Annotated in this window: 20 protein-coding genes; 12 read left to right on the plus strand and 8 right to left on the minus strand. The window is 65.0% G+C overall.

The genetic code is table 11. The features are described 5' to 3' along the window. Positions 1 to 205: 205 nt before the first annotated feature. From map to LOY51_RS20990, 5 genes are all read left to right on the plus strand, one after another. On the plus strand, positions 206 to 988 hold the full coding sequence (map, locus tag LOY51_RS20970; RefSeq protein WP_110992424.1) for a type I methionyl aminopeptidase: 783 nt from the start codon (positions 206 to 208) through the stop codon (positions 986 to 988). A gap of 25 nt (positions 989 to 1013) precedes the next feature. Next, complete coding sequence (locus tag LOY51_RS20975; RefSeq protein WP_125859906.1) at positions 1014 to 3716, plus strand: [protein-PII] uridylyltransferase; 2703 nt, start codon at positions 1014 to 1016, stop codon at positions 3714 to 3716. Positions 3717 to 3737: 21 nt separating this feature from the next. Next, a complete protein-coding gene (gene dapC / locus LOY51_RS20980; RefSeq protein ID WP_125859908.1) occupies positions 3738 to 4937 on the plus strand; it encodes a succinyldiaminopimelate transaminase in 1200 nt (399 codons plus the stop codon). A 98-nt stretch (positions 4938 to 5035) separates the two neighbouring features. Then, positions 5036 to 5179, plus strand: a complete 144-nt coding sequence (locus tag LOY51_RS20985) for a hypothetical protein (RefSeq protein ID WP_189654489.1) — start codon at positions 5036 to 5038, stop codon at positions 5177 to 5179. Positions 5180 to 5385: 206 nt separating this feature from the next. After that, entirely contained in the window at positions 5386 to 6144 is a 759-nt protein-coding gene (locus tag LOY51_RS20990) for a M12 family metallopeptidase (RefSeq protein WP_258642893.1), read from the plus strand. A gap of 132 nt (positions 6145 to 6276) precedes the next feature. Here LOY51_RS20990 and LOY51_RS20995 read toward each other — a convergent pair whose 3' ends face one another. Beyond that, on the minus strand, positions 6277 to 7923 hold the full coding sequence (locus LOY51_RS20995) for a Na+/H+ antiporter (RefSeq protein ID WP_125859912.1): 1647 nt from the start codon (positions 7921 to 7923) through the stop codon (positions 6277 to 6279). Between the two features lie 280 nt (positions 7924 to 8203). Here LOY51_RS20995 and LOY51_RS21000 point away from each other — a divergent pair, with 280 nt between their 5' ends. From LOY51_RS21000 to LOY51_RS21015, 4 genes are all read left to right on the plus strand, one after another. Continuing rightward, positions 8204 to 8551: an ArsC family reductase gene (locus LOY51_RS21000; RefSeq protein ID WP_125465221.1), complete on the plus strand. Its 348-nt coding sequence runs from the start codon at positions 8204 to 8206 to the stop codon at positions 8549 to 8551. 31 nt (positions 8552 to 8582) lie between these two features. Then, the gene (gene dapD, locus LOY51_RS21005) at positions 8583 to 9617 is read left to right on the plus strand and encodes a 2,3,4,5-tetrahydropyridine-2,6-dicarboxylate N-succinyltransferase (protein ID WP_258642894.1); all 1035 of its coding nucleotides are present in this window, start codon (positions 8583 to 8585) and stop codon (positions 9615 to 9617) included. Between the two features lie 78 nt (positions 9618 to 9695). Continuing rightward, positions 9696 to 10901, plus strand: coding sequence for an aminotransferase class V-fold PLP-dependent enzyme (locus LOY51_RS21010; protein WP_125859914.1), 1206 nt, complete (start codon positions 9696 to 9698; stop codon positions 10899 to 10901). Continuing rightward, positions 10898 to 11308, plus strand: a complete 411-nt coding sequence (locus LOY51_RS21015) for a SufE family protein (protein ID WP_125859916.1) — start codon at positions 10898 to 10900, stop codon at positions 11306 to 11308. Before LOY51_RS21010 ends, LOY51_RS21015 begins: the two co-directional genes overlap by 4 nt. 110 nt (positions 11309 to 11418) lie before the next feature. Here the strand turns inward: LOY51_RS21015 and tcdA are convergent, their stop codons facing one another. Next, positions 11419 to 12228 carry a tRNA cyclic N6-threonylcarbamoyladenosine(37) synthase TcdA gene (gene tcdA, locus LOY51_RS21020; protein WP_258642897.1) on the minus strand — a complete coding sequence of 270 codons (810 nt, stop codon included), beginning with the start codon at positions 12226 to 12228 and terminating at the stop codon, positions 11419 to 11421. Positions 12229 to 12482: 254 nt separating this feature from the next. Between tcdA and LOY51_RS21025 the strand changes: the two genes are divergently transcribed. Next, positions 12483 to 15080 carry a glycosyltransferase gene (locus LOY51_RS21025; RefSeq protein ID WP_125859920.1) on the plus strand — a complete coding sequence of 866 codons (2598 nt, stop codon included), beginning with the start codon at positions 12483 to 12485 and terminating at the stop codon, positions 15078 to 15080. 42 nt (positions 15081 to 15122) lie between these two features. On the opposite strand, the gene LOY51_RS21030 is transcribed toward LOY51_RS21025, so the two are convergent. The 6 genes from LOY51_RS21030 to LOY51_RS21055 form a co-directional block, all read right to left on the minus strand. Then, complete coding sequence (locus tag LOY51_RS21030; RefSeq protein ID WP_125859922.1) at positions 15123 to 15767, minus strand: DUF1120 domain-containing protein; 645 nt, start codon at positions 15765 to 15767, stop codon at positions 15123 to 15125. 28 nt (positions 15768 to 15795) lie between these two features. Next, the gene (locus LOY51_RS21035) at positions 15796 to 16926 is read right to left on the minus strand and encodes a DUF1120 domain-containing protein (RefSeq protein WP_258642900.1); all 1131 of its coding nucleotides are present in this window, start codon (positions 16924 to 16926) and stop codon (positions 15796 to 15798) included. Positions 16927 to 16937: 11 nt separating this feature from the next. Continuing rightward, on the minus strand, positions 16938 to 19271 hold the full coding sequence (locus LOY51_RS21040) for a fimbria/pilus outer membrane usher protein (RefSeq protein ID WP_258642902.1): 2334 nt from the start codon (positions 19269 to 19271) through the stop codon (positions 16938 to 16940). Positions 19272 to 19326: 55 nt separating this feature from the next. Then, positions 19327 to 20055 (minus strand): fimbria/pilus chaperone family protein, encoded by a 729-nt coding sequence (locus LOY51_RS21045; RefSeq protein ID WP_258642904.1) that lies wholly within the window; start codon positions 20053 to 20055, stop codon positions 19327 to 19329. 113 nt (positions 20056 to 20168) lie between these two features. Further along, a complete protein-coding gene (locus tag LOY51_RS21050; RefSeq protein ID WP_125859926.1) occupies positions 20169 to 20816 on the minus strand; it encodes a DUF1120 domain-containing protein in 648 nt (215 codons plus the stop codon). Positions 20817 to 20886: 70 nt separating this feature from the next. Continuing rightward, positions 20887 to 21540, minus strand: coding sequence for a DUF1120 domain-containing protein (locus LOY51_RS21055; protein WP_125859928.1), 654 nt, complete (start codon positions 21538 to 21540; stop codon positions 20887 to 20889). A 229-nt stretch (positions 21541 to 21769) separates the two neighbouring features. On the opposite strand from LOY51_RS21055, the gene dapE reads away from it, so the two are divergent. Together dapE and LOY51_RS21065 are read left to right on the plus strand one after the other, a co-directional pair. Continuing rightward, positions 21770 to 22921 (plus strand): succinyl-diaminopimelate desuccinylase, encoded by a 1152-nt coding sequence (gene dapE, locus LOY51_RS21060; RefSeq protein WP_258642906.1) that lies wholly within the window; start codon positions 21770 to 21772, stop codon positions 22919 to 22921. After that, positions 22921 to 23733: a putative RNA methyltransferase gene (locus tag LOY51_RS21065; RefSeq protein WP_125859932.1), complete on the plus strand. Its 813-nt coding sequence runs from the start codon at positions 22921 to 22923 to the stop codon at positions 23731 to 23733. Before dapE ends, LOY51_RS21065 begins: the two co-directional genes overlap by 1 nt.

The raw sequence follows: 23733 nt of genomic DNA on the forward strand, positions 1-23733 counted from the left end.
CGGAACCCGTTAACGCAGCTTCAAGTCTCAAGCCGCAAGCTGCAAGAAAAAGCAGCCGGCACACGCCCCGCTTTTTCTTGCAGCTCGCAGCTTGCGGCTTGAAACTCGAGACCTGAGGCTTGCTGCCAGTTCTACATCGCCCTCTGGTAGAATGAGGCCTTTCCCGTTTGTTTGCGCCGTACCCGGTGCCGTAGAGAGCCTGTTCATGACCGTTACCATCAAGACTGCAGAAGACATCGAGAAGATGCGCATTGCCGGCCGCCTGGCCGCCGAAGTGCTGGAAATGATCGAAGCACACGTCAAGCCCGGTGTCACCACCGAAGAGCTCGACCGCCTGTGCCATGACTACATCGTCAACGTCCAGCAGGCGATCCCGGCGCCGCTCAACTACAAAGGTTTCCCCAAGTCGATCTGCACCTCGATCAACCATGTGGTGTGCCACGGCATCCCCAACGAGAAGCCGCTCAAGGACGGTGACACCATCAACATCGATGTCACCGTGATCAAGGACGGCTACCACGGCGACACCAGCCGCATGTTCCACGTCGGCACCGTCGCCCCCTGGGCCGAGCGCCTGTCGCAGGTCACCCAGGAGTGCCTGTACAAAGCCATCGAGCTGGTCAAGCCGGGCTGCCGCCTGGGCGATATCGGCGAAGTGATCCAGAAACACGCCGAGAAGAACGGTTTCTCGGTGGTCCGCGAGTTCTGCGGCCACGGCATCGGCAAGGTGTTCCACGAAGAGCCGCAGATCCTGCACTACGGGCGCGCTGGCACCGGCATGGAACTCAAGGAAGGCATGACCTTCACCATCGAGCCGATGATCAACCAGGGCAAGGCAGACACCAAGGTACTGGGCGACGGCTGGACCGCCATCACCAAGGACCGCAAGCTCTCCGCCCAGTGGGAACACACCCTGGTGGTGACCGCCACCGGCTACGAGGTGTTCACCCTGCGCAAGGACGACACCCTGCCGCGCACCTCGGCCTGATATTCATACACAGGAACGCGACTCGATGCCCCAGGTGGATCCCGAGCTGTTCGACCGTGGCCAGTTCCAGGCGGAACTGGCCCTCAAGGCAAGCCCCATCGCCGCTTTCAAGAAAGCCATTCGCATGGCCGGCGAGGTGCTCGACAAGCGTTTCCGTGAAGGCCGCGAGATTCGCCGGCTGATCGAGGACCGCGCCTGGTTCGTCGACAATATCCTGCAGCAGGCCTGGCACCAGTTCACCTGGGGGCAAGCGGACGGCATCGCCCTGGTGGCGGTTGGCGGCTATGGGCGTGGCGAGCTGCACCCCTGGTCGGACATCGACCTGCTGATCCTGCTCGACGCCGCCGAGCACGAGCAGTACCGCGACGCCATCGAACGCTTCCTCACCCTGCTGTGGGACATCGGCCTGGAAGTCGGCCAGAGCGTGCGCACCGTGGACGAGTGCGCCGAGCAGGCCCGGGCCGACCTCACGGTCATCACCAACCTGATGGAAAGCCGCACCATTGCCGGGCCCGAGTCGCTGCGCCAGCGCATGCTGGAAGTCACCAGCACCGCGCACATGTGGCCGAGCAAGGAGTTCTTCCTGGCCAAGCGCGCCGAACTCAAGGCGCGCCACCACAAATACAACGACACCGAGTACAACCTCGAGCCCAATGTCAAAGGTGGGCCAGGCGGGCTGCGCGACATCCAGACCGTACTGTGGGTGGCTCGCCGCCAGTACGGCACCCTGAACCTGCACGCGCTGGCCGGCGAAGGCTTCCTGCTGGAGAGCGAGAACGAATTGCTGGCCTCGTCGCAGGCCTTCCTCTGGCGCGTGCGCTACGCCCTGCACATGCTCGCCGGGCGCGCCGAAGATCGCCTTTTGTTCGACCACCAGCGCAGCATCGCCACGTTGTTGGGCTACAGCGACGAAAACCCCAAGCGCGCCATCGAGCAGTTCATGCAGCAGTACTACCGGGTGGTGATGAGCATCAGCCAGTTGTGCGACCTGATCATCCAGCACTTCGAGGAAGTGATCCTCGCCGATGACGACAGTGGCAGCACCACACCGCTCAATGCCCGCTTCCGCCTGCACGACGGCTATATAGAAGCCGTAAGCCCCAACGTGTTCCGCCGTACACCCTTCGCCATGCTCGAGATCTTCGTGCTGATGGCCCAGCACCCCGAAATCAAGGGGGTACGCGCCGATACCGTGCGACTGCTGCGCGAACACCGTCACCTGATCGACGACAAGTTCCGCCACGACATTCGCAATACCAGCCTGTTCATCGAGCTGTTCAAGTGCGAGATCGGCATCCACCGCAACCTGCGCCGGATGAACCGTTACGGCATTCTTGGCCGCTACCTGCCGGAATTCGGCCTGATCGTCGGGCAGATGCAGCACGACCTGTTCCACATCTATACGGTCGACGCGCACACCCTCAACCTGATCAAGCACCTGCGCAAACTGCAGTACACCCCGGTGTCGGAAAAATTCCCGCTGGCCAGCAAGCTCATGGGCCGCCTGCCCAAGCCCGAGCTGATCTACCTGGCCGGGCTTTACCATGACATCGGCAAAGGCCGCCAGGGCGACCACTCCGAGCTGGGCGCCGTAGACGCGCAAGCGTTCTGCGAACGCCACCAGCTACCCGCCTGGGACAGCCGCCTGATCGTCTGGCTGGTGCTGAACCACCTGGTGATGTCCACCACCGCCCAGCGCAAGGACCTCTCCGACCCACAGGTGATCAACGATTTCGCCCTGCATGTCGGCGACGAGACACGCCTGGACTACCTCTACGTGCTGACCGTGGCCGACATCAATGCCACCAACCCCAGCCTGTGGAACTCCTGGCGCGCCAGCCTGCTGCGCCAGCTCTACACCGAGACCAAGCGCGCGCTGCGCCGCGGCCTGGAAAACCCGCTGGACCGCGAAGAGCAGATTCGTCAGACACAAACCGCAGCACTGGACATCCTGGTGCGCGAAGGCACCGATCCGGACGACGTGGAGCAGCTCTGGTCGCAGCTGGGTGACGATTATTTCCTCAAGCACAATGCCGCCGACGTGGCCTGGCATTCCGACGCGATCCTCCAGCAGCCGGCCGATGGCGGCCCGCTGGTGCTGATCAAGGAGACCACCCAGCGCGAGTTCGAGGGCGGCACGCAGATCTTCATCTACGCCCCCGACCAGCACGACTTCTTCGCCGTGACCGTAGCCGCGATGTCGCAGCTCAACCTGAACATCCACGACGCGCGCATCATCACCTCGAGCAGCCAGTTCACCCTCGACACCTACATCGTGCTCGACAACGACGGCGGCTCGATCGGCGACAACCCGCAGCGGGTCAAACAGATCCGCGACGGCCTGACCGAAGCCCTGCGCAACCCTGAAGACTACCCGACCATCATCCAGCGCCGGGTGCCGCGCCAGCTCAAGCATTTCGACTTTCCACCCCAGGTGACCATCCTCAACGACGCCCAGCGCCCGGTGACCATCCTCGAGATCACCGCCCCTGACCGCCCCGGCCTGCTGGCACGGATCGGGCGGATCTTCCTGGAGTTCGACCTGTCGCTGCAGAACGCCAAGATCGCCACCCTGGGCGAACGCGTGGAAGACGTGTTTTTCATCACCGATGCCGACAACCAGCCGCTGTCCGACCCGCAGCTGTGCAGCCGCCTGCAGGAAGCCATCGTCCAGCAGCTGCAGGCCGGCCAGGCCAGCGACGCCAGCCCTACCCGCATGACCTTTTGACGATTACGAGACCTTGCGCCGATGAACCATGCCTTGACCCAGCTTCAGCCCTACCCGTTCGAGAAACTGCGCGCCCTGCTGGGCACCGTACAACCGGCAGCGGACAAACGTGCCATCGCCCTGTCGATCGGTGAGCCGAAGCATGCATCGCCGGCATTCGTCGCCCAAGCCATGGCCGACAACCTCGACAAGCTGGCGGTGTACCCAAGCACCATCGGCCTGCCCGCCCTGCGCCAGGCCATTGGCCAGTGGTGTGAGCGGCGTTTCGGCGTACCGGCCGGCTGGCTCGATGCCGACCGCCATATCCTGCCGGTCAACGGCACTCGCGAGGCACTGTTCGCCTTCACCCAGGCCGTGGTCAACCGTGCCGATGACGGCCTGGTGGTCAGCCCCAACCCGTTCTACCAGATCTACGAAGGCGCGGCGCTGCTGGCCGGCGCCACCCCACATTACCTGCCGTGCCTGGAAGACAATGGCTTCAACCCCGACTTCGACGCCGTGCCGGCCGATGTGTGGAAGCGCTGCCAGATCCTGTTCCTGTGCTCGCCGGGCAACCCCACCGGCGCGCTGGTGCCGATGGACACCCTGAAGAAGCTGATCGCCCTGGCCGACGAGCACGATTTCGTGATCGCTGCCGACGAGTGCTACAGCGAGCTGTACTTCGACGAAGACGCACCGCCACCCGGCCTGCTGAGCGCATGCGCCGAGCTTGGCCGTAGTGACTTCAAGCGCTGCGTGGTGTTCCACAGCCTGTCCAAGCGCTCCAACCTGCCAGGCCTGCGCTCGGGCTTCGTCGCCGGCGATGCCAGCATCATCAAGCCGTTCTTGCTGTACCGCACCTACCACGGCTGCGCCATGCCGGTGCAGACCCAACTGGCCAGCGTCGCCGCCTGGCAGGACGAGGCCCATGTGCGCGAGAACCGCGACCAGTACCGCGCCAAGTACGATGCCGTGCTCGACATCCTGCAGCCGGTGATGGACGTTCAGCGCCCCGACGGCAGCTTCTACCTGTGGGCCAAGGTACCGGGTAACGACGATGCCGCCTTCACCCGCGACCTGTTCGAAGCCGAGCACGTGACCGTGGTACCGGGTTCGTACCTGTCCCGTGAAGTGGATGGCGTCAACCCGGGTGCCGGGCGCGTGCGCATGGCGCTGGTCGCGCCGCTGGCCGAATGCATCGAGGCGGCCGAGCGGATCCGCGCGTTCCTGAGCAAGCGCTGAACACCGGGATGGCCTGCCCTCCACCCAAGACATAACTAATGCATGGCCTGCACGGCCTTGACCAATGCTCTGGCCTCCTTCAACCAGGAGTCCAGAGCATGATCGAACTCATCAACTGCAGTGCCCACGGCCCTGCCCATCACCACCGCCAGAAACGCTCCCTGGGCGACTGGCAGGTGAACATCAATTCACAGGTCAGCGAGAAGGACAAAGCCTTCATGCGCATGGCCTACCCGCACTGATACGGCTTTGGGCATTGCGCCATCGTGGCACCTGCGCCGCTCGACGAGGTGCCACGCCCCGGGCTGCCCGGCTGGCTTGTCCAACCTGAAATACCCACCGTTGGGCAAGGCGCGTCCGGTCAGATATCCCCCAGCGATATGTACCGCTCTTGCCCGACCGCCAAACCGGATAGTGCGCCTCCATTCAATCGAAAAGGCGCTTACCGATGACCGATGTACTTCTGGCCAACACGCTCTACCGCCTGCGCGAGAAACTGCACGCAGGGCCTGCAACCTCCGGCATCCGCAAAAAACGCTCCCTGGGCGCCCACTCGACCTTCTGGCAACCCGGGCAAACGCTCAGGATATCCTTCACGGGCACCCCTGATCCGTGGCTGAAACGGGCGGTTTTCCAGACGGCCAGCCAATGGCTCGAACATGCATACCTGCAGTTCGAACTCGTCGACGACAACGATGATCGCGCCGAAATCCGCATCCGCACCGACGTGGCCGAAAACGTCAACTACAGCTTGCTGGGACGCGACTCCCAATGGGTTACGGGCGCCAGCATGGCGTTAGGGGTAAGCCTGTCCGACCCCCAGTTCGACCAGATCGTGCTGCATGAATTTGGTCATGCACTGGGCATGGAGCACGAGCATCAACATCCTCATGCCCATATTCCATGGAACCTCGACGCCTTGAGCCAAGGGTTGGCACAAGCCCTGAGCCAGGAGCAGAAAGATCCGCAAGAGTTGCTGACCGCCATCGAGACAGAGCTCACCACTCAGTTCCTGCCCCTTGCCGAAGACGACGTACAACCGCTGCTGCCCTACGACGTAGAGTCGATCATGCACTACCCCATCCGGCAGGCGCATACCTGGGGCAATTGGGAAGTTGGGCAGAACACCAAGCTCAGCCAGAAAGACAAACGCTTCATGCGCCTGCTCTACCCAGCGCCAGGTCAGAACGGCTGCCGCCGCACATGAGCGTATTGCATCTGACTGACGCCCAGGTTGCCCGCCTGCCAGGCAGGCTACCCGAGGCACCTGGCGCACCCGGCATTGGCCTGGTTCGCCTGCGCTTCGATCCGCGCCAGAAGCGTCACGCAAAGCGTTGCGTTACCTGACCTGGCCAAGATTGGCCTCGCTCAGATCAAGCTCGCCGAGCACCTGGCGCACCACTTCATCCCCCACCAGGTGCTGGCGATGCAGGTTGTACAACTCCAGCCGCTGCGCCCGCAGCGCACGCAACCGTAAACGACGCTCCAGCAGATCCATCTGCTCGGCCAGGGCACGGGCCTCGGCGCTGTCGTTGTAACTGTCGAGTTCATCCCGATATTCGGCCATAAGCCGTGCCTTGAGTTCGGTGGCCAGGGTCGCCTGCGTCGCATCCTGGGGGGCGCTGGCGTCGATCACTTCTTCGGCCTCCAGGGCATGGATCGCCGCCTCGGCGGTGCGTCTCCAGGCTTCCTGCACCTCTTGATGCAGCCGCTCATCCGGGCTCCGAGTAACGCCGCGCAGCAGGATGGGCAAGGCAATCACGGCACTGACCAGCGACAACAGGATCACCCCGGCGGCAATGAAGATCAGCAGGTCACGCTCAGGGAAGGCCTGGCCGGCGCCGATCAGCAACGGAATCGACATCACGCCGGCCAGGGTCACCGCCCCGCGTACCCCACCCAAGGTCAACAGCCAGCACGACCGCGCGGTCGGCATCAGCACCAGCGCCGGCCTGCCGCGCCAGCGCCGCACCACGCCGATGGCACGCCAGATGCTCTGCACCCAGACGAAGCGCAGCAACACAAGCGCGGCGAAAATCGCCAGCACGTCCAGACAGCGCCAGGCTAACGCCGGCCAGACGGTCGGCTCGTGGCTGACCACCGCCTTGATGATGTCCGGCAATTGCAGGCCCAGCAGCAGGAAGATCAGGCCATTGAAGGCGAATTCGAGCAACGACCAGACACTGCGATTGAGCAGGCGCGTGCTGGTCTGGCGTGGCAGCAGGTCGAGCCAGCTCTGCATCATGCCGGCGGCCACCGCCGAAAGAATGCCCGACACCCCAAGGCGCTCGGCCAGCACATAGGCGGCGAACGGCAACAGCAACATGAACACCACGTGGGTGGCCGGGTCGTCCCAGCCGCGGGTGATCATCCACATGCGCAGACGCCCCACCAGCCAGCTCAGAACCACCCCCACCGCCAGGCCGCCAAGGGCGACAAGGACGAAGGTAAGGCTGGCTTCGGTCAGGGAGAACACCCCGGTGATGGCCGCGACCAGGGCAAACTTGAAAGTCACCAGACCCGAGGCGTCGTTCATCAGCGCCTCGCCCTGGAGCATGTGCATCAGCGGCGTGGGCAAACGGTCCTGGGCGATGGCCGAGACCGCCACGGCATCGGTGGGCGACAACACCGCCGCCAGGGCGAAGGCAACGGCCAACGGGATACTCGGCAGCAACCAGTGGATGAAGTAACCGGCGCCGACCACGGTGAACAACACCAGCCCCACCGCCAGCGCCACCACCGGCCCGCGGATGCGCCACAGTTCGCGCTTGGGCATGCGCCAGCCATCGGCGAACAGCAGCGGCGGCAAGAACAGGAACAGGAACAGTTCCGGGTCCAGCGCCACGTGCAGGCCCAGGGTGGGCCAGGCCAGCAAGGCACCTGCGCCGATCTGCACCAACGGCAACGGCAGCGGCACCACGCGCCCCACCAGTTTCGACAGGCTCACCAGCATCAGCAGGATTAGGACGGTATAGGCTGACTGCATCGGCAAGCTTCCTGTTAATCGAAAAACGACAGCGGGGCGAAACATCGCCATTGAAACAATATGTTAGCGGCGACCGGCTATGCTGGACCGCTCCACAATAGTCGCAGCCAGGCCAAGAATATGTAACACAATGCTACCCACACGCGAATGACACACCTCAAGCCGTGCCATCTGGCCCGCAGCCGTGGCGCCAGCATCCTTGATACCGCATAATCGCCCCCACCCAGTCTTCAAGGAGCATCGGGGACGCCCGGCCAGGCCCGGCAGCCCCAGGCATTCAATGGCTTACACTCTCTACGGCATCAAAGCCTGCGACACCATGAAAAAGGCGCGTACCTGGCTCGAAGACAAGGCCATCGCCTACGAATTCCACGATTACAAAACCCAAGGCATCGACCGTGACAGCTTGAACCGCTGGTGCGACGAGCACGGCTGGGAAGTCATCCTCAACCGTGCCGGCACCACCTTCCGCAAGCTGGACGACGCCAGCAAGGCAGACCTCGACCAGGCCAAGGCCGTCGAGCTGATGCTGGCACAGCCGTCGATGATCAAACGCCCGGTGCTGGACCTTGGCGCGCGTACCCTGGTCGGCTTCAAGCCCGACCTGTACGCCGCTGCCCTGGCCTGAGCCCCTACCCTATTTCGCACGAGGTAATCACATGTCCAATACCCTGTTCAGCCTGGCCTTCGGTGTCGGCACCCAGAACCGCCAGGGCGCCTGGCTGGAAGTCTTCTACGCGCAGCCTTTGCTCAACCCATCCGCCGAGCTGGTCGCCGCCATCGCGCCGATCCTTGGCTATGAAGGTGGCAACCAGGCCATCGCCTTCAGCAATGCCCAGGCCGCGCAACTGGCCGAGGCCCTGAAAGGCGTCGATGCCACCCAGGCCGCCTTGCTGACCCGCCTGGCCGAGAGCCACAAGCCGCTGGTCGCCACCGTGCTGGCCGAAGACGGTGCCCTGGCGTCCACCCCAGAGGCGTACCTCAAGCTGCACCTGCTGTCGCACCGCCTAGTCAAGCCACACGGTGTCTCGCTGGCCGGCATCTTCCCGCTGCTGCCGAACGTGGCCTGGACCAACCAGGGCGCGGTCGATCTGGCCGAGCTGGCCGAGCTGCAACTGGAAGCGCGCCTGAAGGGCGAACTACTGGAAGTGTTCTCGGTGGACAAGTTCCCGAAGATGACCGACTACGTCGTGCCGGCCGGCGTGCGCATCGCCGATGCCGCCCGTGTGCGCCTGGGCGCCTACATCGGCGAAGCCACCACCATCATGCACGAAGGCTTCGTCAACTTTAACGCCGGCACCGAAGGCCCGGGCATGATCGAAGGCCGCGTCTCCGCTGGCGTATTCGTCGGCAAGGGCTCGGACCTGGGCGGCGGCTGCTCGACCATGGGCACCCTGTCCGGTGGCGGCAACATCGTCATCAAGGTCGGCGAAGGCTGCCTGATCGGCGCCAACGCCGGTATCGGCATCCCGCTGGGTGATCGCAACACCGTGGAAGCCGGCCTGTACATCACCGCCGGTACCAAGGTGAACCTGCTGGACGAGAACAACCAGCTGGTCAAGGTGGTCAAGGCCCGTGACCTGGCCGGCCAGACCGACCTGCTGTTCCGCCGCAATTCGCTCAACGGCGCAGTGGAGTGCAAAACCCACAAGTCGGCCATCGAGCTGAACGAGGCGCTGCACGCCCACAACTGAGAACCTGCGAGTTCGAAGTGATAAGATCGGGGCTGGCCGCAAGGCCCGCCCCGATTTTTCATTCCAGGCCCCGCGAACATGTTCCAGCCCTCCCCCTGGCGTGCCGACTTCCCCGCCATTGCCGCCCTGCAACGCCAGCACCAGACCTACCTGGACAGCGCCGCCACCACGCAGAAGCCGCAGGCCCTGCTCGACGCCCTGAGCCACTATTACGGCCATGGCGCGGCCAACGTGCACCGTGCCCAGCACCTGCCGGGCGCCCTTGCCACCCAAGCCTTCGAAGCCAGCCGTGACAAAGCCTGCGCCTGGCTCAATGCCGCCGACTCACGGCAGATCGTCTTCACCCATGGCGCCACTTCAGCCCTGAACCTGCTGGCCTATGGCCTGGAGCACCGCTTCGAGGCCGGCGACGAGATTGCCGTCAGCGCCCTGGAGCACCACGCCAACCTGCTGCCCTGGCAGCAGCTGGCGCAACGTCGTCAACTGCGCCTGGTGGTGTTGCCGGTGAATGAACACGGCCATGTCGATCTGGACCAGGCCCTGCAGTTGATCGGCCCACGGACTCGCCTGCTCGCCATCAGCCAACTGTCCAACGTGCTCGGCACCTGGCAACCCCTGGCCCCGCTGCTGGCGCACGCCCAGGCTCAGGGCGCGCTGACCGTGGTCGATGGCGCCCAGGGCGTGGTGCATGGCCGCCACGATGTGCAGCAACTGGGCTGCGACTTCTACGTGTTCTCCAGCCACAAACTGTACGGCCCCGACGGTGTCGGCGTGCTGTATGGCCGCCACCAGGCCCTGGCGCTGCTGCGCCACTGGCAGTTCGGTGGCGAAATGGTGCAACTGGCCGAGTACCAGAGCGCCAGTTTCCGCCCCGCGCCGCTGGGCTTCGAGGCCGGTACGCCGCCCATCGCCAGTGTGATCGCCCTGGGGGCTACCCTGGATTACCTGGCCAGCCTCGATGGCGAGGCCGTCGCCCGCCATGAAGCCGGTCTGCACCAGCAACTGCTGCGGGGCCTGGGGGATCGCGAAGGTATTCGCCTGCTGGGTTCACCACAGGCAGCGCTGGCCAGCTTCATCATCGAAGGTGTGCACAACGCCGACATCGCCCACCTGCTGACCGAACAGGGCATTGCCGTGCGTGCCGGGCATCATTGCGCCATGCCGTTGCTCAAGGGCATGGGGCTGGAGGGAGCGATCCGCGTATCGCTGGGGCTGTACAACGACAGCGATGACCTGCAGCGCTTCTTCGACGCGCTGGACCAAGGCCTGGGGCTGCTGCGATGAGCCTGTCGCCAGAAGCCAGCCAGGCGCTGGAGAGTTTCGAGCAGGCGCGCGGCTGGGAGCAGCGGGCAAGGCTGCTGATGCAGTGGGGGGATCGGCTGGAGGCGCTGGACGACAGTGAGAAAACCGAGGCCAACCGGGTGCATGGGTGCGAGAGCCTGGTGTGGCTGGTGGCCCTGCAGGAGGACGGCCAGTGGCGGTTCAAGGCCAGCAGCGATGCGCGGCTGTTACGCGGTTTGCTGGCGCTGTTGCTGGTCAGGGTACAGGGGCTGGCCAGTGATGAATTGGCCAAAGTGGCTCTGGGCGGCTGGTTCAGCCAACTGGGGCTGGAGCGCCAGCTGTCGCCATCGCGCAGCAATGGGTTGCATGCGGTGTTGCAGCGGATGGCTGAGCTCGCCTCCAACCGGTGAATCGGTGGCGCCTTCTTCGCAGGTAAACCCGCTCCCACAGGTTTTGCGCCGGCTTTGCGGCACGCACGCACCTGTGGGAGCGGGTTTACCCGCGAAGAAGCAAACGCCGCCTATTCTGCCTTGACCCGCTCCGCCGGCCGCCGCGCGCCGGCAACCAGCTTCTCCACCGCCTTGCTCGCCGCCACCATGCCGAACGTCGCGGTCACCATCATCACCGCGCCAAAACCGCCCGAACAATCCAAGCGTACGCCCTCACCGACGAAGCTCTTCTGCAGGCACACGCTGCCGTCGCCCTTGGGGTAGCGCAGCTGTTCGCTGGAGAACACGCAGGGCACCTGGTAATTGCGGCTGGTATTGCGCGAGAAGTTGTAGTCCCGGCGCAGGGTCGAGCGCACCCGCGAAGCCAGCGGGTCGTTGAAGGTCTTGTTCAGGTCGCCAACCTGGATGCGCGTCGGGTCGATCTGCCCTCCCGCGCCACCTGTGGTGATGATGGCGATCTTGCGCCGCTTGCACCAGGCAATCAGCGCGGCCTTGGCCATCACGCTGTCGATGCAGTCGATCACGCAATCCATCTGTTCGGTGATGTACTCGGCCATGGTCTCGCGGGTGACGAAGTCGGCCACCGCATGCACCGTGCAGGCCGGGTTGATCGCCCGCAGGCGTTCGGCCATCACCTCGACCTTGGGCCGCCCCACTTGGCCGTCCAGGGCATGGGCCTGGCGGTTGGTGTTGCTGACGCAGACATCGTCGAGGTCGAACAGGCTGATCTCACCCACGCCGCTGCGTGCCAGGGCCTCGGCCGCCCACGAGCCCACCCCGCCGATGCCGACGATGGCCACATGGGCCTGGCGCAGGCGTTGCAGCCCGTCATCGCCGTACAGCCGGGCGACGCCGGCAAAGCGTGGATCTTCTGTGCTCATGTTCGTACCCCAGGCCAATACCTCGAAAATCGGCGCGCAGTATAAGCCAAGCGCCTGGATTAAGGGCTGCCGTTGGCAAGTGTCCTACCAAGCCTGCTTTAATGTCCTATCAGACAAAAAGATCTGGACGACAAACAGGCGGCCGCAGAACTTCATCCTCTGTTGAAAATCCAACGGATTGCCTTCTTCGGTAAGCGTAGGACCGACGCACCGGAGACACCGCCCCGCCCTCAGCTTCGGAACCTCGACCCCTTATGTCATCACGCAAATTCGGCCTCAACCTGGTGGTGGTCCTGGCCATCGCCGCGCTGTTCACCGGGTTCTGGGCGCTCATCAACCGCCCGGTGTCCGCCCCTGCCTGGCCGGAGCAGATCTCCGGCTTTTCCTATTCGCCGTTCCGCCTCGGTGAAAGTCCGCAAAAGGGCCAGTACCCGACCGAGGACGAGATTCGCCAGGATCTGGAACAGCTGAACAAGCTGACCGACAACATCCGCATCTATACCGTCGAAGGGACCCAGGCCGAGGTGCCGCGGCTGGCCGAGGAACTGGGGCTGCGGGTTACCCTGGGCATCTGGATCAGCAAGGACCTGGAGCGCAACGAGCGCGAGATCGAAAAAGCCATCGGCATTGCCAACACCTCCCGCAGCGTCGTGCGGGTGGTGGTGGGCAACGAAGCGCTGTTCCGCGAAGAGGTCACCCCCGAGGAACTGATCGCCTACCTCGACCGCGTGCGCAAGGCGGTGAAAGTGCCGGTGACCACCAGCGAGCAGTGGCACATCTGGAAGGAACACCCCGAACTTGCCAAGCATGTCGACCTGATCGCCGCGCACATCCTGCCCTACTGGGAGTTCGTGCCGATGAAGGACTCGGTGCAGTTCGTCCTCGACCGCGCCCGTGAGCTGCGCAAGCAGTTCCCGCGCAAGCCGCTGCTGCTCTCGGAGGTCGGCTGGCCGAGCAATGGCCGCATGCGCGGCGGCGCCGACGCCACCCAGGCCGACCAGGCCATCTACCTGCGCACCCTGGTCAATACCCTCAACCGCCGCGGCTACAACTACTTCGTCATCGAAGCCTACGACCAGCCGTGGAAAGCCAGCGACGAAGGCTCGGTGGGTGCGTACTGGGGCGTGTTCAACGCCGAGCGCCAGCAGAAGTTCAACTTCGAAGGCCCGATCGTCGCCATCCCGCAATGGCGCGCCCTTGCCGTAGCCTCGGTGGTGCTGGCCATGATCGCCCTGATGGTGCTGTTCATCGACGGCTCGGCGCTGCGCCAGCGCGGGCGCACCTTCCTCACGTTCATTACCTTCCTGTGCGGGTCGGTGCTGGTGTGGATCGCCTACGACTACAGCCAGCAGTACAGCACCTGGTTCAGCATGACCGTGGGCGTGCTGCTGGCACTGGGTGCGCTGGGTGTGTTCATCGTGCTGCTGACCGAGGCCCATGAACTGGCCGAAGCCGTGTGGACGCACAAGCGCAGGCGCGAATTCCTGCCCGTGCACGCCGACAGCGCCTATCGCCCGAAAGTGTCGGTGCATGTGCCGTGCTACAACGAGCCGCCCGAGATGGTCAAACAGACCCTCGACGCCCTCGCCGCACTGGACTACCCCGACTACGAAGTGCTGGTGATCGACAACAACACCAAGGACCCGGCCGTGTGGGAGCCGCTCAAGGCCCACTGTGAAAAGCTCGGCGAGCGCTTCAAGTTCTTCCACGTCGCGCCCCTGGCCGGCTTCAAGGGCGGCGCGCTCAACTACCTGATCCCGCATACCGCCAAGGACGCCGAGGTGATCGCGGTGATCGACTCGGACTACTGCGTCGACCGCAACTGGCTCAAGCACATGGTGCCGCACTTCGCCGATCCGAAGATCGCCGTGGTGCAGTCGCCCCAGGACTACCGCGACCAGCATGAAAGCGCCTTCAAGAAGCTGTGCTACAGCGAGTACAAGGGCTTCTTCCACATCGGCATGGTCACCCGCAACGACCGTGACGCGATCATCCAGCACGGCACCATGACCATGACCCGACGCTCGGTGCTCGAAGAGCTGGGCTGGGCCGAATGGTGCATCTGCGAGGATGCCGAACTGGGCCTGCGGGTGTTCGAGAAGGGCCTGTCGGCCGCCTACGCCCACAACAGCTATGGCAAGGGCCTGATGCCCGATACCTTCATCGACTTCAAGAAGCAGCGTTTCCGCTGGGCCTACGGCGCCATCCAGATCATCAAGCACCATGCCAGCGCCCTGCTGCGCGGCAAGGACAGCGAACTGACCCGCGGCCAGCGCTATCACTTCCTGGCCGGGTGGCTGCCGTGGATCGCCGATGGCATGAACATCTTCTTCACCGTCGGCGCGCTGCTATGGTCGGCGGCGATGATCATCGTGCCGCACCGGGTCGACCCGCCACTGATGATGTTCGCCATCCCGCCGCTGGCGCTGTTCTTCTTCAAGGTCGGCAAGATCGTGTTCCTCTACCGCCGTGCGGTGGGGGTGAACCTCAAGGATGCCTTCGCAGCGGCCCTGGCGGGCCTGGCGCTGTCGCATACCATCGCCAAGGCGGTGCTGTACGGCTTCTTCACCAGCAGCATGCCGTTCTTCCGCACGCCTAAGAACGCCGACAGCCATGGCCTGCTGGTGGCCATCTCGGAAGCGCGGGAAGAGCTGTTCATCATGCTCCTGCTGTGGGGCGCAGCCGGCGGCATCTACCTGGTGCAGGGCCTGCCGAGCTCGGACATGCGCTTCTGGGTGGCCATGCTGCTGGTGCAATCGCTGCCGTATCTGGCGGCGCTGATCATGGCCTTCCTGTCTTCGCTGCCCAAGCCCGCCGAGGCCAGCGAACCGGCCACCGCCGGCCAGGCCTGAGCCTGAGGCGCCGATACCGTTGCGCGGTATCGGCGCCAGCGCTTACAGGTACACCACCTCCATCGTCCCCTCACCGTCAAAGGCAATATCGTCGCTGGTATCCAGCGATTCGGTCGGCGCCACCACCACCTGCACCATCAAGGTCGCGGTGAGATCGCGGATCGGCACCGGCCCGGCAGTGCTGCCGAGGGTGTCGCTGAACCCCAGCAGCAAGTCGTTGCTGCCGATCCGGTCCACCTGCAGGTCGGCCGCATGCCAACCGCGCCCGCCGGTAGTGGAGTCGGTGATATACACCTGGGTCAGCGCATCGGCCTGGATGCGCCTGGGGTCGAACTGCACCTCGTACAAGCCGATGCGGTTGCCGCGCTTGTCCAGCCCCAGGCCGTAGTAGATGCCACTGTTCACCAGGGCGCTGCCGTCGCGGTTGTCGCGCATGCGCAGGGCAAAGCGGGTGGCCGCGTCGCAGCTGATGCTCAGGCCGATGGGGCGGGGCTTGAGCATCGTGCGCTGGGTCTTGCTCAAGTCCTGCACCGAGATCCGGCCGAAATCCACCACCCCGCCGCTGGTCAGTGCCGGCGTACAAGAGGCGGGAGTCACACTGCCGCGCACGTTCAGCTCGATGGTCGATTGGGCATGAGCCCAGGGTGCGATCAGCAGGGCCAGCATCGTCAGGGCTTGGGGTTTCATGGTGTTCGCTTCCTATGAGTCGTGGTGCCTAGAGGTAGATGATTTCAAGGGTCGCGGCACCATCGATGGGTGCCTCCTCGTTCAGGCTCAGGGCGCCGGCCGCCGGCAGGAACAGCTCCACCGCGAGGCTGGCGTTGAGTTGGCTCATCGCCGTGGGGCCTGCCTGGCGGGCGTTGCCTTGGGCGAAGCCGAGCAGGCGGCGATCAGGTGCCAGGTAGGCCGGGCCACTGGGCGAAAGCCATTGCAGCGCGCCGAACGGGGCCTGCAGCGCCGATACCGAAGCCCCGTCAGCCAGCACACTGTCGAACGACACCGCATAGGCACCCAGCGCCTGCCCCGCACGGGTCCGGCCCACACCGAACAGCAGCGTGGGGTCGACCAGCCCCGGGAAGTGCCGCACGCTGGCTGACCGGTTGTCACGGGCACTCAAGGCAAAACGGGTTGGCGCATCGCAATGCACGCTCAGCGATACGCTGCGCTGCCAGCGGCTGCCGGCCTCCTGCAGCAGTTGCCGGGCGGGAATACGGCCAAAGTCCACCACCCCGCCATTGCCCAGTTGCGGGGTGCAGGCTACGGGTGCGATGGCCGCCATTACATCCAGGTGGCCCTTGCCGCCAGCGGCTTCAACCTGGCCTGCAGCGCGCAGCGACAGCGCATCGGTCAGGCCCAGCATCGCCGGCAAGCCCCAGCCCTTCACCTCCAGGCGGGCGCTGAACACCCGCCCTGGCAAGGTCTGCCCGGCACGCAGGGGCGCCAGCCAGGTTTGCGGCAGCCAGTCCAGCGCCCTGCCACTGGCCTGCGGCGCCTGCCCGGGCGCGCTGAACCGCCCCACTTCCACGGGGGCGCCATCGAGCAGCGCCTGGTCCAGACGCACGGCGAAACTGCCCTGGTCGCCGAGGGCGAATCTTGTACCGTTGTGCTGCGCAGCACGGAAGAACAGCGACAAGTCCTGAGCCTGTGCGCAGGTCACCGTCAAGCCAACACTGCGCGTGCCCAATTCGAGCTCTTGCGCATGCTTGATGAGGGTGGTGCGGTTGAAGCGGCCGAAATCCGCCTGGGGCTGGCTGAGGCTTACCTGGCAATCATCGGCCTGGCCGATCGTCGGCAACAGGCCGACAGCGGCGAGCAATTCCGGAATAAAACGTCGAAACGAGCGCATGGCGGGCTCCATCAAGGGACGCGGCACAGGGCCGTGGTGGATTCGAAATAGGCGTCCAGATCCGCTTGCTGCGCCAAGCTGAACTGCAGTTCGCACGCAGGGCCATCGACCGGGTTGACCCAAAGCCGTCGGGCCTCCTGCAGGCCATGGACAAACACCAGCCCGCCCTCCTGCACCAGCGTGACGAACTGCCCCTCGCCATCGGTGACCATCGCCCCGCCCGGCAAGGGCTCGCCGGCCTGATCGCGGGCCTGCAGCAGTGCCCGGCGCGTGCTGGTCACGCGAAAATCGATGCGTGGCACTGCGCCGCGCCCGGCCTGGACCAACTCGACAGCGTTGTCCAGGTCGACGTTGCGCGGCAACGAACGTGGCTGCACTTCCACGGTGCTGCTGCCATAGGGGGTCAGTTGCGCCACCAACGCCTGGCCATCGCCGTCGGTCCAGGTCGGCCCGGCCGGCGTATCGAGCTTCACCCCGGACAACTGGCCCACCGACACCAGGGCAAAGGTGTCCTGCACCGCGTAGGGCGAGAAAGTGATGCCTTCGCCGTGCATCGCCACACCGCCGCGCATGCCCAGGCCGATACTGCGGTTGCCCTTGCCGTAGCCGGCGTAGTTGACGTCCACCTGGGTGTAGCGTGGCAAGGCCGACAGGCCGGCATTCAGGTCCACCAGGCGGTCGCGGCTGTCACGCTCGGCGCCCAGGCGGTAGCTCAGGGTGTCACTGACCCGTTCCTGCATCGACAGGCCCAGACGGCTGTCGCCACCGCTCTCGCGCAGCGAAGCGCGCAAGCGTCGTTCACGCCCCAACGGCATGCTCACACTGACGTAGGCGGCATTGCCCAGGTTGCTGCTGCCCCCCAGGTTCCATTCCATGCTGGCCGACAACGACACCTCTGCGAAACGCCGCCCCCAGGAGGCATAGGCGCGGCTGGATTCACTGCCGTCATGCAGCGCAGCCCGGGAAAAACCGCCGCTGAGGCTGCCGACCCAGGGCTGGGCCCAGGATACGCCGAAGCTGTACTGGTGCTTGAAGCGGCTCGCTACGAAGGCATCGTCGTCACGGGCAAAGCTGTCCAGCAGGTCACGGTAGCCTTGGGTCTGCTGGGTATAAGCACCATTGATGGCCCACTGCGGGGTCAGTTGCTGGGAAAACGATACCTGGCTCTGCAACCCCCGCGAGTCCGACTCATGTGCTCTGGCCGCCTGGACCATCCACTGCACCTGCGAGCCCAACCAAGGCTGCAGGCCCACACCCAGGCCTGCCGCCTCGTATTCGCTGGCCATCAGCACGCCGCTGCTCAGGGTGGTGACCGGGCTCAGGCCCTGGGTCCAGCCTGCGCTGAGCACCCAAGGGTCGGCGGCGACATCGGCGTTTTCCCGCACACGCCCCAGGCCCAGGTTGAAACCCGGGGCAGGTATGTCCAAGGCCACCATGGCCGCCGGCACCGTGAAGCTGCGCTGCATGCCATCGGCTTCGATCACCGTCACTTCAAGGTCGGTGAGACGGTCCAGGTGCGGCAGATCGCCCAACGCGAAGGGGCCGGCGGGCACCACGGTCGAGTAGATCAGCGCGCCTGCCTGACGTACCTCGACCCGTGCCTGGCTCTGTGCGATGCCTTCGATGGCAGCCCGCCGCGTGGGGCCGTCCAGAGCCTGCTCGGTGCTCAGTTGCAGGCCATCGACCCGTGCACCGGCCAGCACCGGGTTGACCAGGTTGATCTGCCCGGCCTGGAACACCGTGCCCAGTTCGGCGAAGGTGCGCTGAGCATAGGCATCGAGGAACTCGCTACGGCGCATGCCATCCACGGCGGTGTGAATCTGGTGACTGCGCACCACCCAGTCGCCGGCGTTGAAACCCAGTTCGGTGCTGGCCGACCAGTAATCGCTGTTACGCCCTTCGAAGCGGTTACGCAGGCCCGAAAGCTCGTAGTTGAAAATGCCGGCCATGCCGCCGGTGTGGTAGGCCGACAGGTCCTGACGCGTCTCGACCGGACGCAGGGCCTGGGTTGGCACCACCAAGCTGGCCCGCGCGGCCTGTGGATCCAGGTTGACCTGCGCCTGGCGGTACTGGCCAAGAAAGTTCTGACAGGCGTCAGGGTCTACACCCTCGCCTGCGGGCGACAGCAGTCCTGCGGCATCCAGCAGACGCTGATCGAAACACAGTTGCCCATCGCTGGAAAACCGCGCCTCGACCCGCCCGCGGGGCTTGTCGTTAACGCTCAGGCTGATCCGATGGCTGCCCGGAGTGAAGCGCGCCGTCTCACCCAGATAGGCCGCCAGCGCCGGGTCGATGCCGCGCAGCCGCAGCACTTCGGCATCGAACGCCACAGGCTCGGCAGCCATCGTTTCGCCCGCCACGAAAACCATCAGCCCAAGCCAGGCAATTGGCCGCCCCATCTCAGGCACCACCGGCCTGCACAGCGGCTTCATGGGCATCCACCGCAAAACCGTAGACCGTCGCCGGGAACGAGCGAACCGTCACCGGTGCACCTTGCAAGGCACCATCGGTTTCGACGTCCAGTGTGTCGCCTGGCAGTACGTAGCTGCGCCCCAGGCGGGCCGCCTGGCCGCTGGGCAGCAAACGCAGCTCCTGGGCCAGACGTACCACGTAGGGCGAGCCGTTGTGCACGCTTAGCTTGCCGTCGACCAGGCGCCACTGCAGCTCGACCCACGGCGTGCGGTTCAGCGCCAGCCCCTTGGGATGGATGATCACCGGCAGGTTCTGGCGCAGGCTGACACCGACTTTGGCCACGCCCTGCGCCTTGGCATCGGCCGACTGCGCAATGCCTTCGAAGATCACTCGTTTCAGGCGCTGGGTGACCAACGGCTTATCGCCGCGCAGGATGAAACGCACCAGTTGCTCCTTGCCGGCATCCACTCGCCAGACCGGCTGCGACAAAAACAGCAAGGGTTCTGTGTCTTCGGGCAGGTCCTGCAAGGTGACGTGCAGCAACGCCGTGCTGTTGTCGCTGTTACGCACCTTGATGGAGGCTTCGCCGTCTTCTTCCTTGACGATGACCACAGAGGTTTCGGGGATCATGCCGTCCGCCCAGGCAGGCAAGGACGCGGATACGGCCAGCAGACTGACCAACAGCGGGTGGGACAGACAACGCGGGATGAATGGCACGGCTAACTCCAGGCGTGACCCGGCCGCCCGTGGGCAACCGGGTGAAATAGGGGGGGGGTGAAAAAAGGGCCCTCGCCCTGCCGTCTTGCTGCGGCTCAGGGACTGCCAGGGCCTTACAGGTAGGCCACCTCGAGGGTGGCTGCACCGTCGATGGGCACCTCGTCGGTCAGTGTCAGCGACTCACCTGGCGCCAGATGCATGTCCACTTCGATCAGTGCGTTCAGCGAGCGGGCCGCCGACGGCTCCAGGCTCCCGACCGTGGCAAAGCCGATCAAACCGGCGCCACCATCGTTGGGCAACGGGCTGTCCGCGGTAGGCACCAGTTGCCAGCTGGCGCCGTTGTCGGCACTTCTCAACCTGGCGACCTGGGTGCTGCCATCTAGCGTGAGCCCCTCGGACTTGAACAACACGAAGTAGGTACCCACTTTCTGCGTGCCATGCAGGCCCACGCCGAAATGCCGATCATGCACAGGCCACTGCGCCGAGCCTGCGCGCCCGTCGATACCGCGCAAGGCGAAGCGGGTAGGTGCCAGGCAGGTGATCGACAAGCGCTGACGAGCCGACACGAACTGCGTACGGTGTACCGGGTGCAGTTCGATCGAGCCGATCTTGCCGTATTCGAAGCTGCCATCGCCGCTGAGTGAAGGCACGCAGGCAGCCGGGGTGATCAGGCCGGTGACATTGATCACTGCCGAGGACTGGGCGAACGAGGTCGGTGCCATGGCAGCGCAGAGCACCAGCAGCAAGTAAGTGGGTTTCATGTGGACGCTTTCCCTGAGCTGCGGCAGACGGTCAGAGGCAGACGAGGATCGCTCCTCGTCTGCCCAGAGGTCACAGGTAGGTCACCTCGATGCTGGCGGCGCCATCGATGTTGATGTCGTCGGTCAGGGTGAGGTCGCTGCCCTTGACGATGTTCATCGTGACCTGCAGGTCAGCCGCCAGCGTACCGATTGGCGCAGGCTCGGTAGCGCCTTGCCGTCCAAAGCCCAGCAACACTCGAGCGATGTCACGGTTGATCAGGTAGCTGACCTGGTCGCTGCGGGGAATCCAGCTTGCACCGCCGTTGACCGAGATCATGCGCTGAACGTCGGTATTGCCATCAGCCGTGATCCCGGCGGCCTGCAGCCCCATCATGAAGCCGCCGATCTTCTCGGTACCGTTCAACCCCAGGCCAAAATACGAACTGTTCGCAACATGCGCCGTACCGGAACGGTTATCAACGCCATCAATCGCGAAGCGAGTAGGTGCACTGCAGGCGACGGTCAGACGCTGGAACTCGGACTTGAAGCTGGTGATCTTGTCCTGGTTGAGGTCCTGCGCGGAGATCTTGCCGAAATCGAAGCTGCCCGCACCGCTCAGCGAAGGGGTACAGGCTGCCGGAGTGATCATGCCGGTAACGCTGACATCGGTGGAGGAAGCCGCCAGGGCAGAAGTACTGCCGAGCAGGGTTGCGCACAGAGCAAGCAGAGGAGCGTATTTGTTCATTGTGTAGTCCGATCAAGCGGGTCAAGGGAAGATGTTTGATGCAGGGCCCATGGTAGGGACCCGGCTCTTGGCCACATCACTGGCAATTTCCCAGCGACTTTGAGAAATCTCCTGCCGGAGCGTCATCTTTTCCCAAGCTCCGGTTCCCAGCCGTCCCACAGATCCGACGCTTTTTGCTTTAGACTATCGCCCCTCAATGCCCGCCTTGCCTTGCCTTCGGAGTTCCCCCATGACGGCCCCCGCCGAGCTCTCGCCCACCCTTCAACTGGCCTGCGACCTGATCCGCCGCCCATCGGTCACCCCGGTCGACGCCGACTGCCAGACGCAAATGATGAACCGCCTGGGCGCCGTCGGCTTCATGCTCGAGCCCATGCGCTTCGAGGACGTCGACAATTTCTGGGCCACCCACGGTACCCAGGACGGCCCGGTGCTGTGCTTCGCCGGCCACACCGACGTAGTGCCTACCGGCCCGGTGCAGCAATGGCAGCATGAGCCGTTCGAGGCGCTGATCGATGCCGACGGCATGCTCTGCGGCCGTGGCGCCGCCGACATGAAAGGCAGCCTGGCCTCGATGGTGGTGGCCAGCGAACGCTTCGTGCAGGACTACCCGAACCACCGTGGCAAGGTCGCCTTCCTGATCACCAGCGACGAAGAAGGCCCGGCGCACCACGGCACCAAGGCCGTGGTCGAGCTGCTCAAGGCGCGCAACGAGCGCCTGGACTGGTGCATCGTCGGCGAACCGTCGAGCACCACCCTGCTCGGCGATGTGGTCAAGAACGGCCGCCGTGGCTCCCTCGGCGCCAAGCTGACCATCCGCGGCAAGCAAGGCCACGTGGCCTACCCGCACCTGGCGCGCAATCCGATCCACCTGGCCGCACCGGCCCTGGCGGAACTGGCCGCAGAGCACTGGGACGAGGGCAACGCGTTCTTCCCGCCGACCAGCTTCCAGATCTCCAACCTCAACTCGGGCACCGGTGCCACCAACGTGGTGCCGGGCGAGCTGACCGCGCTGTTCAACTTCCGTTTCTCCACCGAGTCGACCGTCGAAGGCCTGCAACAGCGGGTCGCGGCGATCCTCGACAAGCATCAGCTGGAGTGGTCGATCGACTGGGCGCTGTCAGGCCTGCCGTTCCTCACCGAGCCGGGCGAGTTGCTCGACGCGGTCGCTTCGAGCATCAAGACGGTCACCGGCCGCGAAACCCAGCCGTCCACCAGCGGTGGCACCTCCGATGGCCGCTTCATCGCCACCATGGGCACCCAGGTGGTCGAGCTCGGCCCGGTCAACGCCACCATTCACCAGGTGGACGAGCGCATCCTGGCCAGCGACCTCGAGCTGCTGACCGAGATCTACTACCAGACCCTGGTGCGGTTGCTCGCCTGATGCTCGCCTGCCCACTCTGCCAGGCGCCCCTGGCGCGGCTCGACAACGGCGTGGCCTGCCCCGCCGGCCACCGTTTCGACCGTGCCCGCCAGGGCTACCTGAACCTGCTGCCGGTGCAGCACAAGAACAGTCGCGACCCCGGCGACAACCAGGCCATGGTCGAAGCCCGCCGCGGCTTCCTCGACGCCGGCCACTATGCACCGGTGGCCCGCCGCCTGGCGCAACTGGCCGCCGAGCGCCAGCCAGGCACCTGGCTGGACATCGGCTGCGGCGAGGGTTACTACACCGCCCTGCTGGCCGAGGCGCTGCCACAGGCCGAGGGTTACGCCCTGGACATCTCACGCGAGGCGGTCAAGCGTGCCTGCCGGCGTGCCCCGCAAGTCACCTGGATGGTCGCCAGCATGGCCCGCGTGCCCCTGCAGGACGCCAGCTGCGGCTTCATCGCCAGCGTGTTCAGCCCGCTCGACTGGGACGAGGCTCGGCGCCTGCTGGCCCCCGGCGGCGGCCTGATGCGGGTCGGCCCGACCAGCGGCCACCTGATGGAACTGCGCGAGGTGCTCTACGATGAAGTGCGCCCCTACGCCGATGACAAGCACCTGGCCCTGGTCCCCGAGGGCATGGCCCACGCCCATGGCGAAGTACTCGAGTTCCGCCTGAGCCTGGCCGAACCCCAGGCCCGCGCCGACCTGCTGGCCATGACCCCGCACGGCTGGCGCGCCAGCGCCGAGAAACGCGCCAAGGTGATCGACCAGCCCGAGCCGTTCGAGGTCACGGTTTCCATGCGTTATGACTATTTCGTGCGCCAAGCCTGA

Source organism: Pseudomonas sichuanensis, from assembly GCF_024749065.1.
Lineage (GTDB): Bacteria > Pseudomonadota > Gammaproteobacteria > Pseudomonadales > Pseudomonadaceae > Aquipseudomonas > Aquipseudomonas sichuanensis.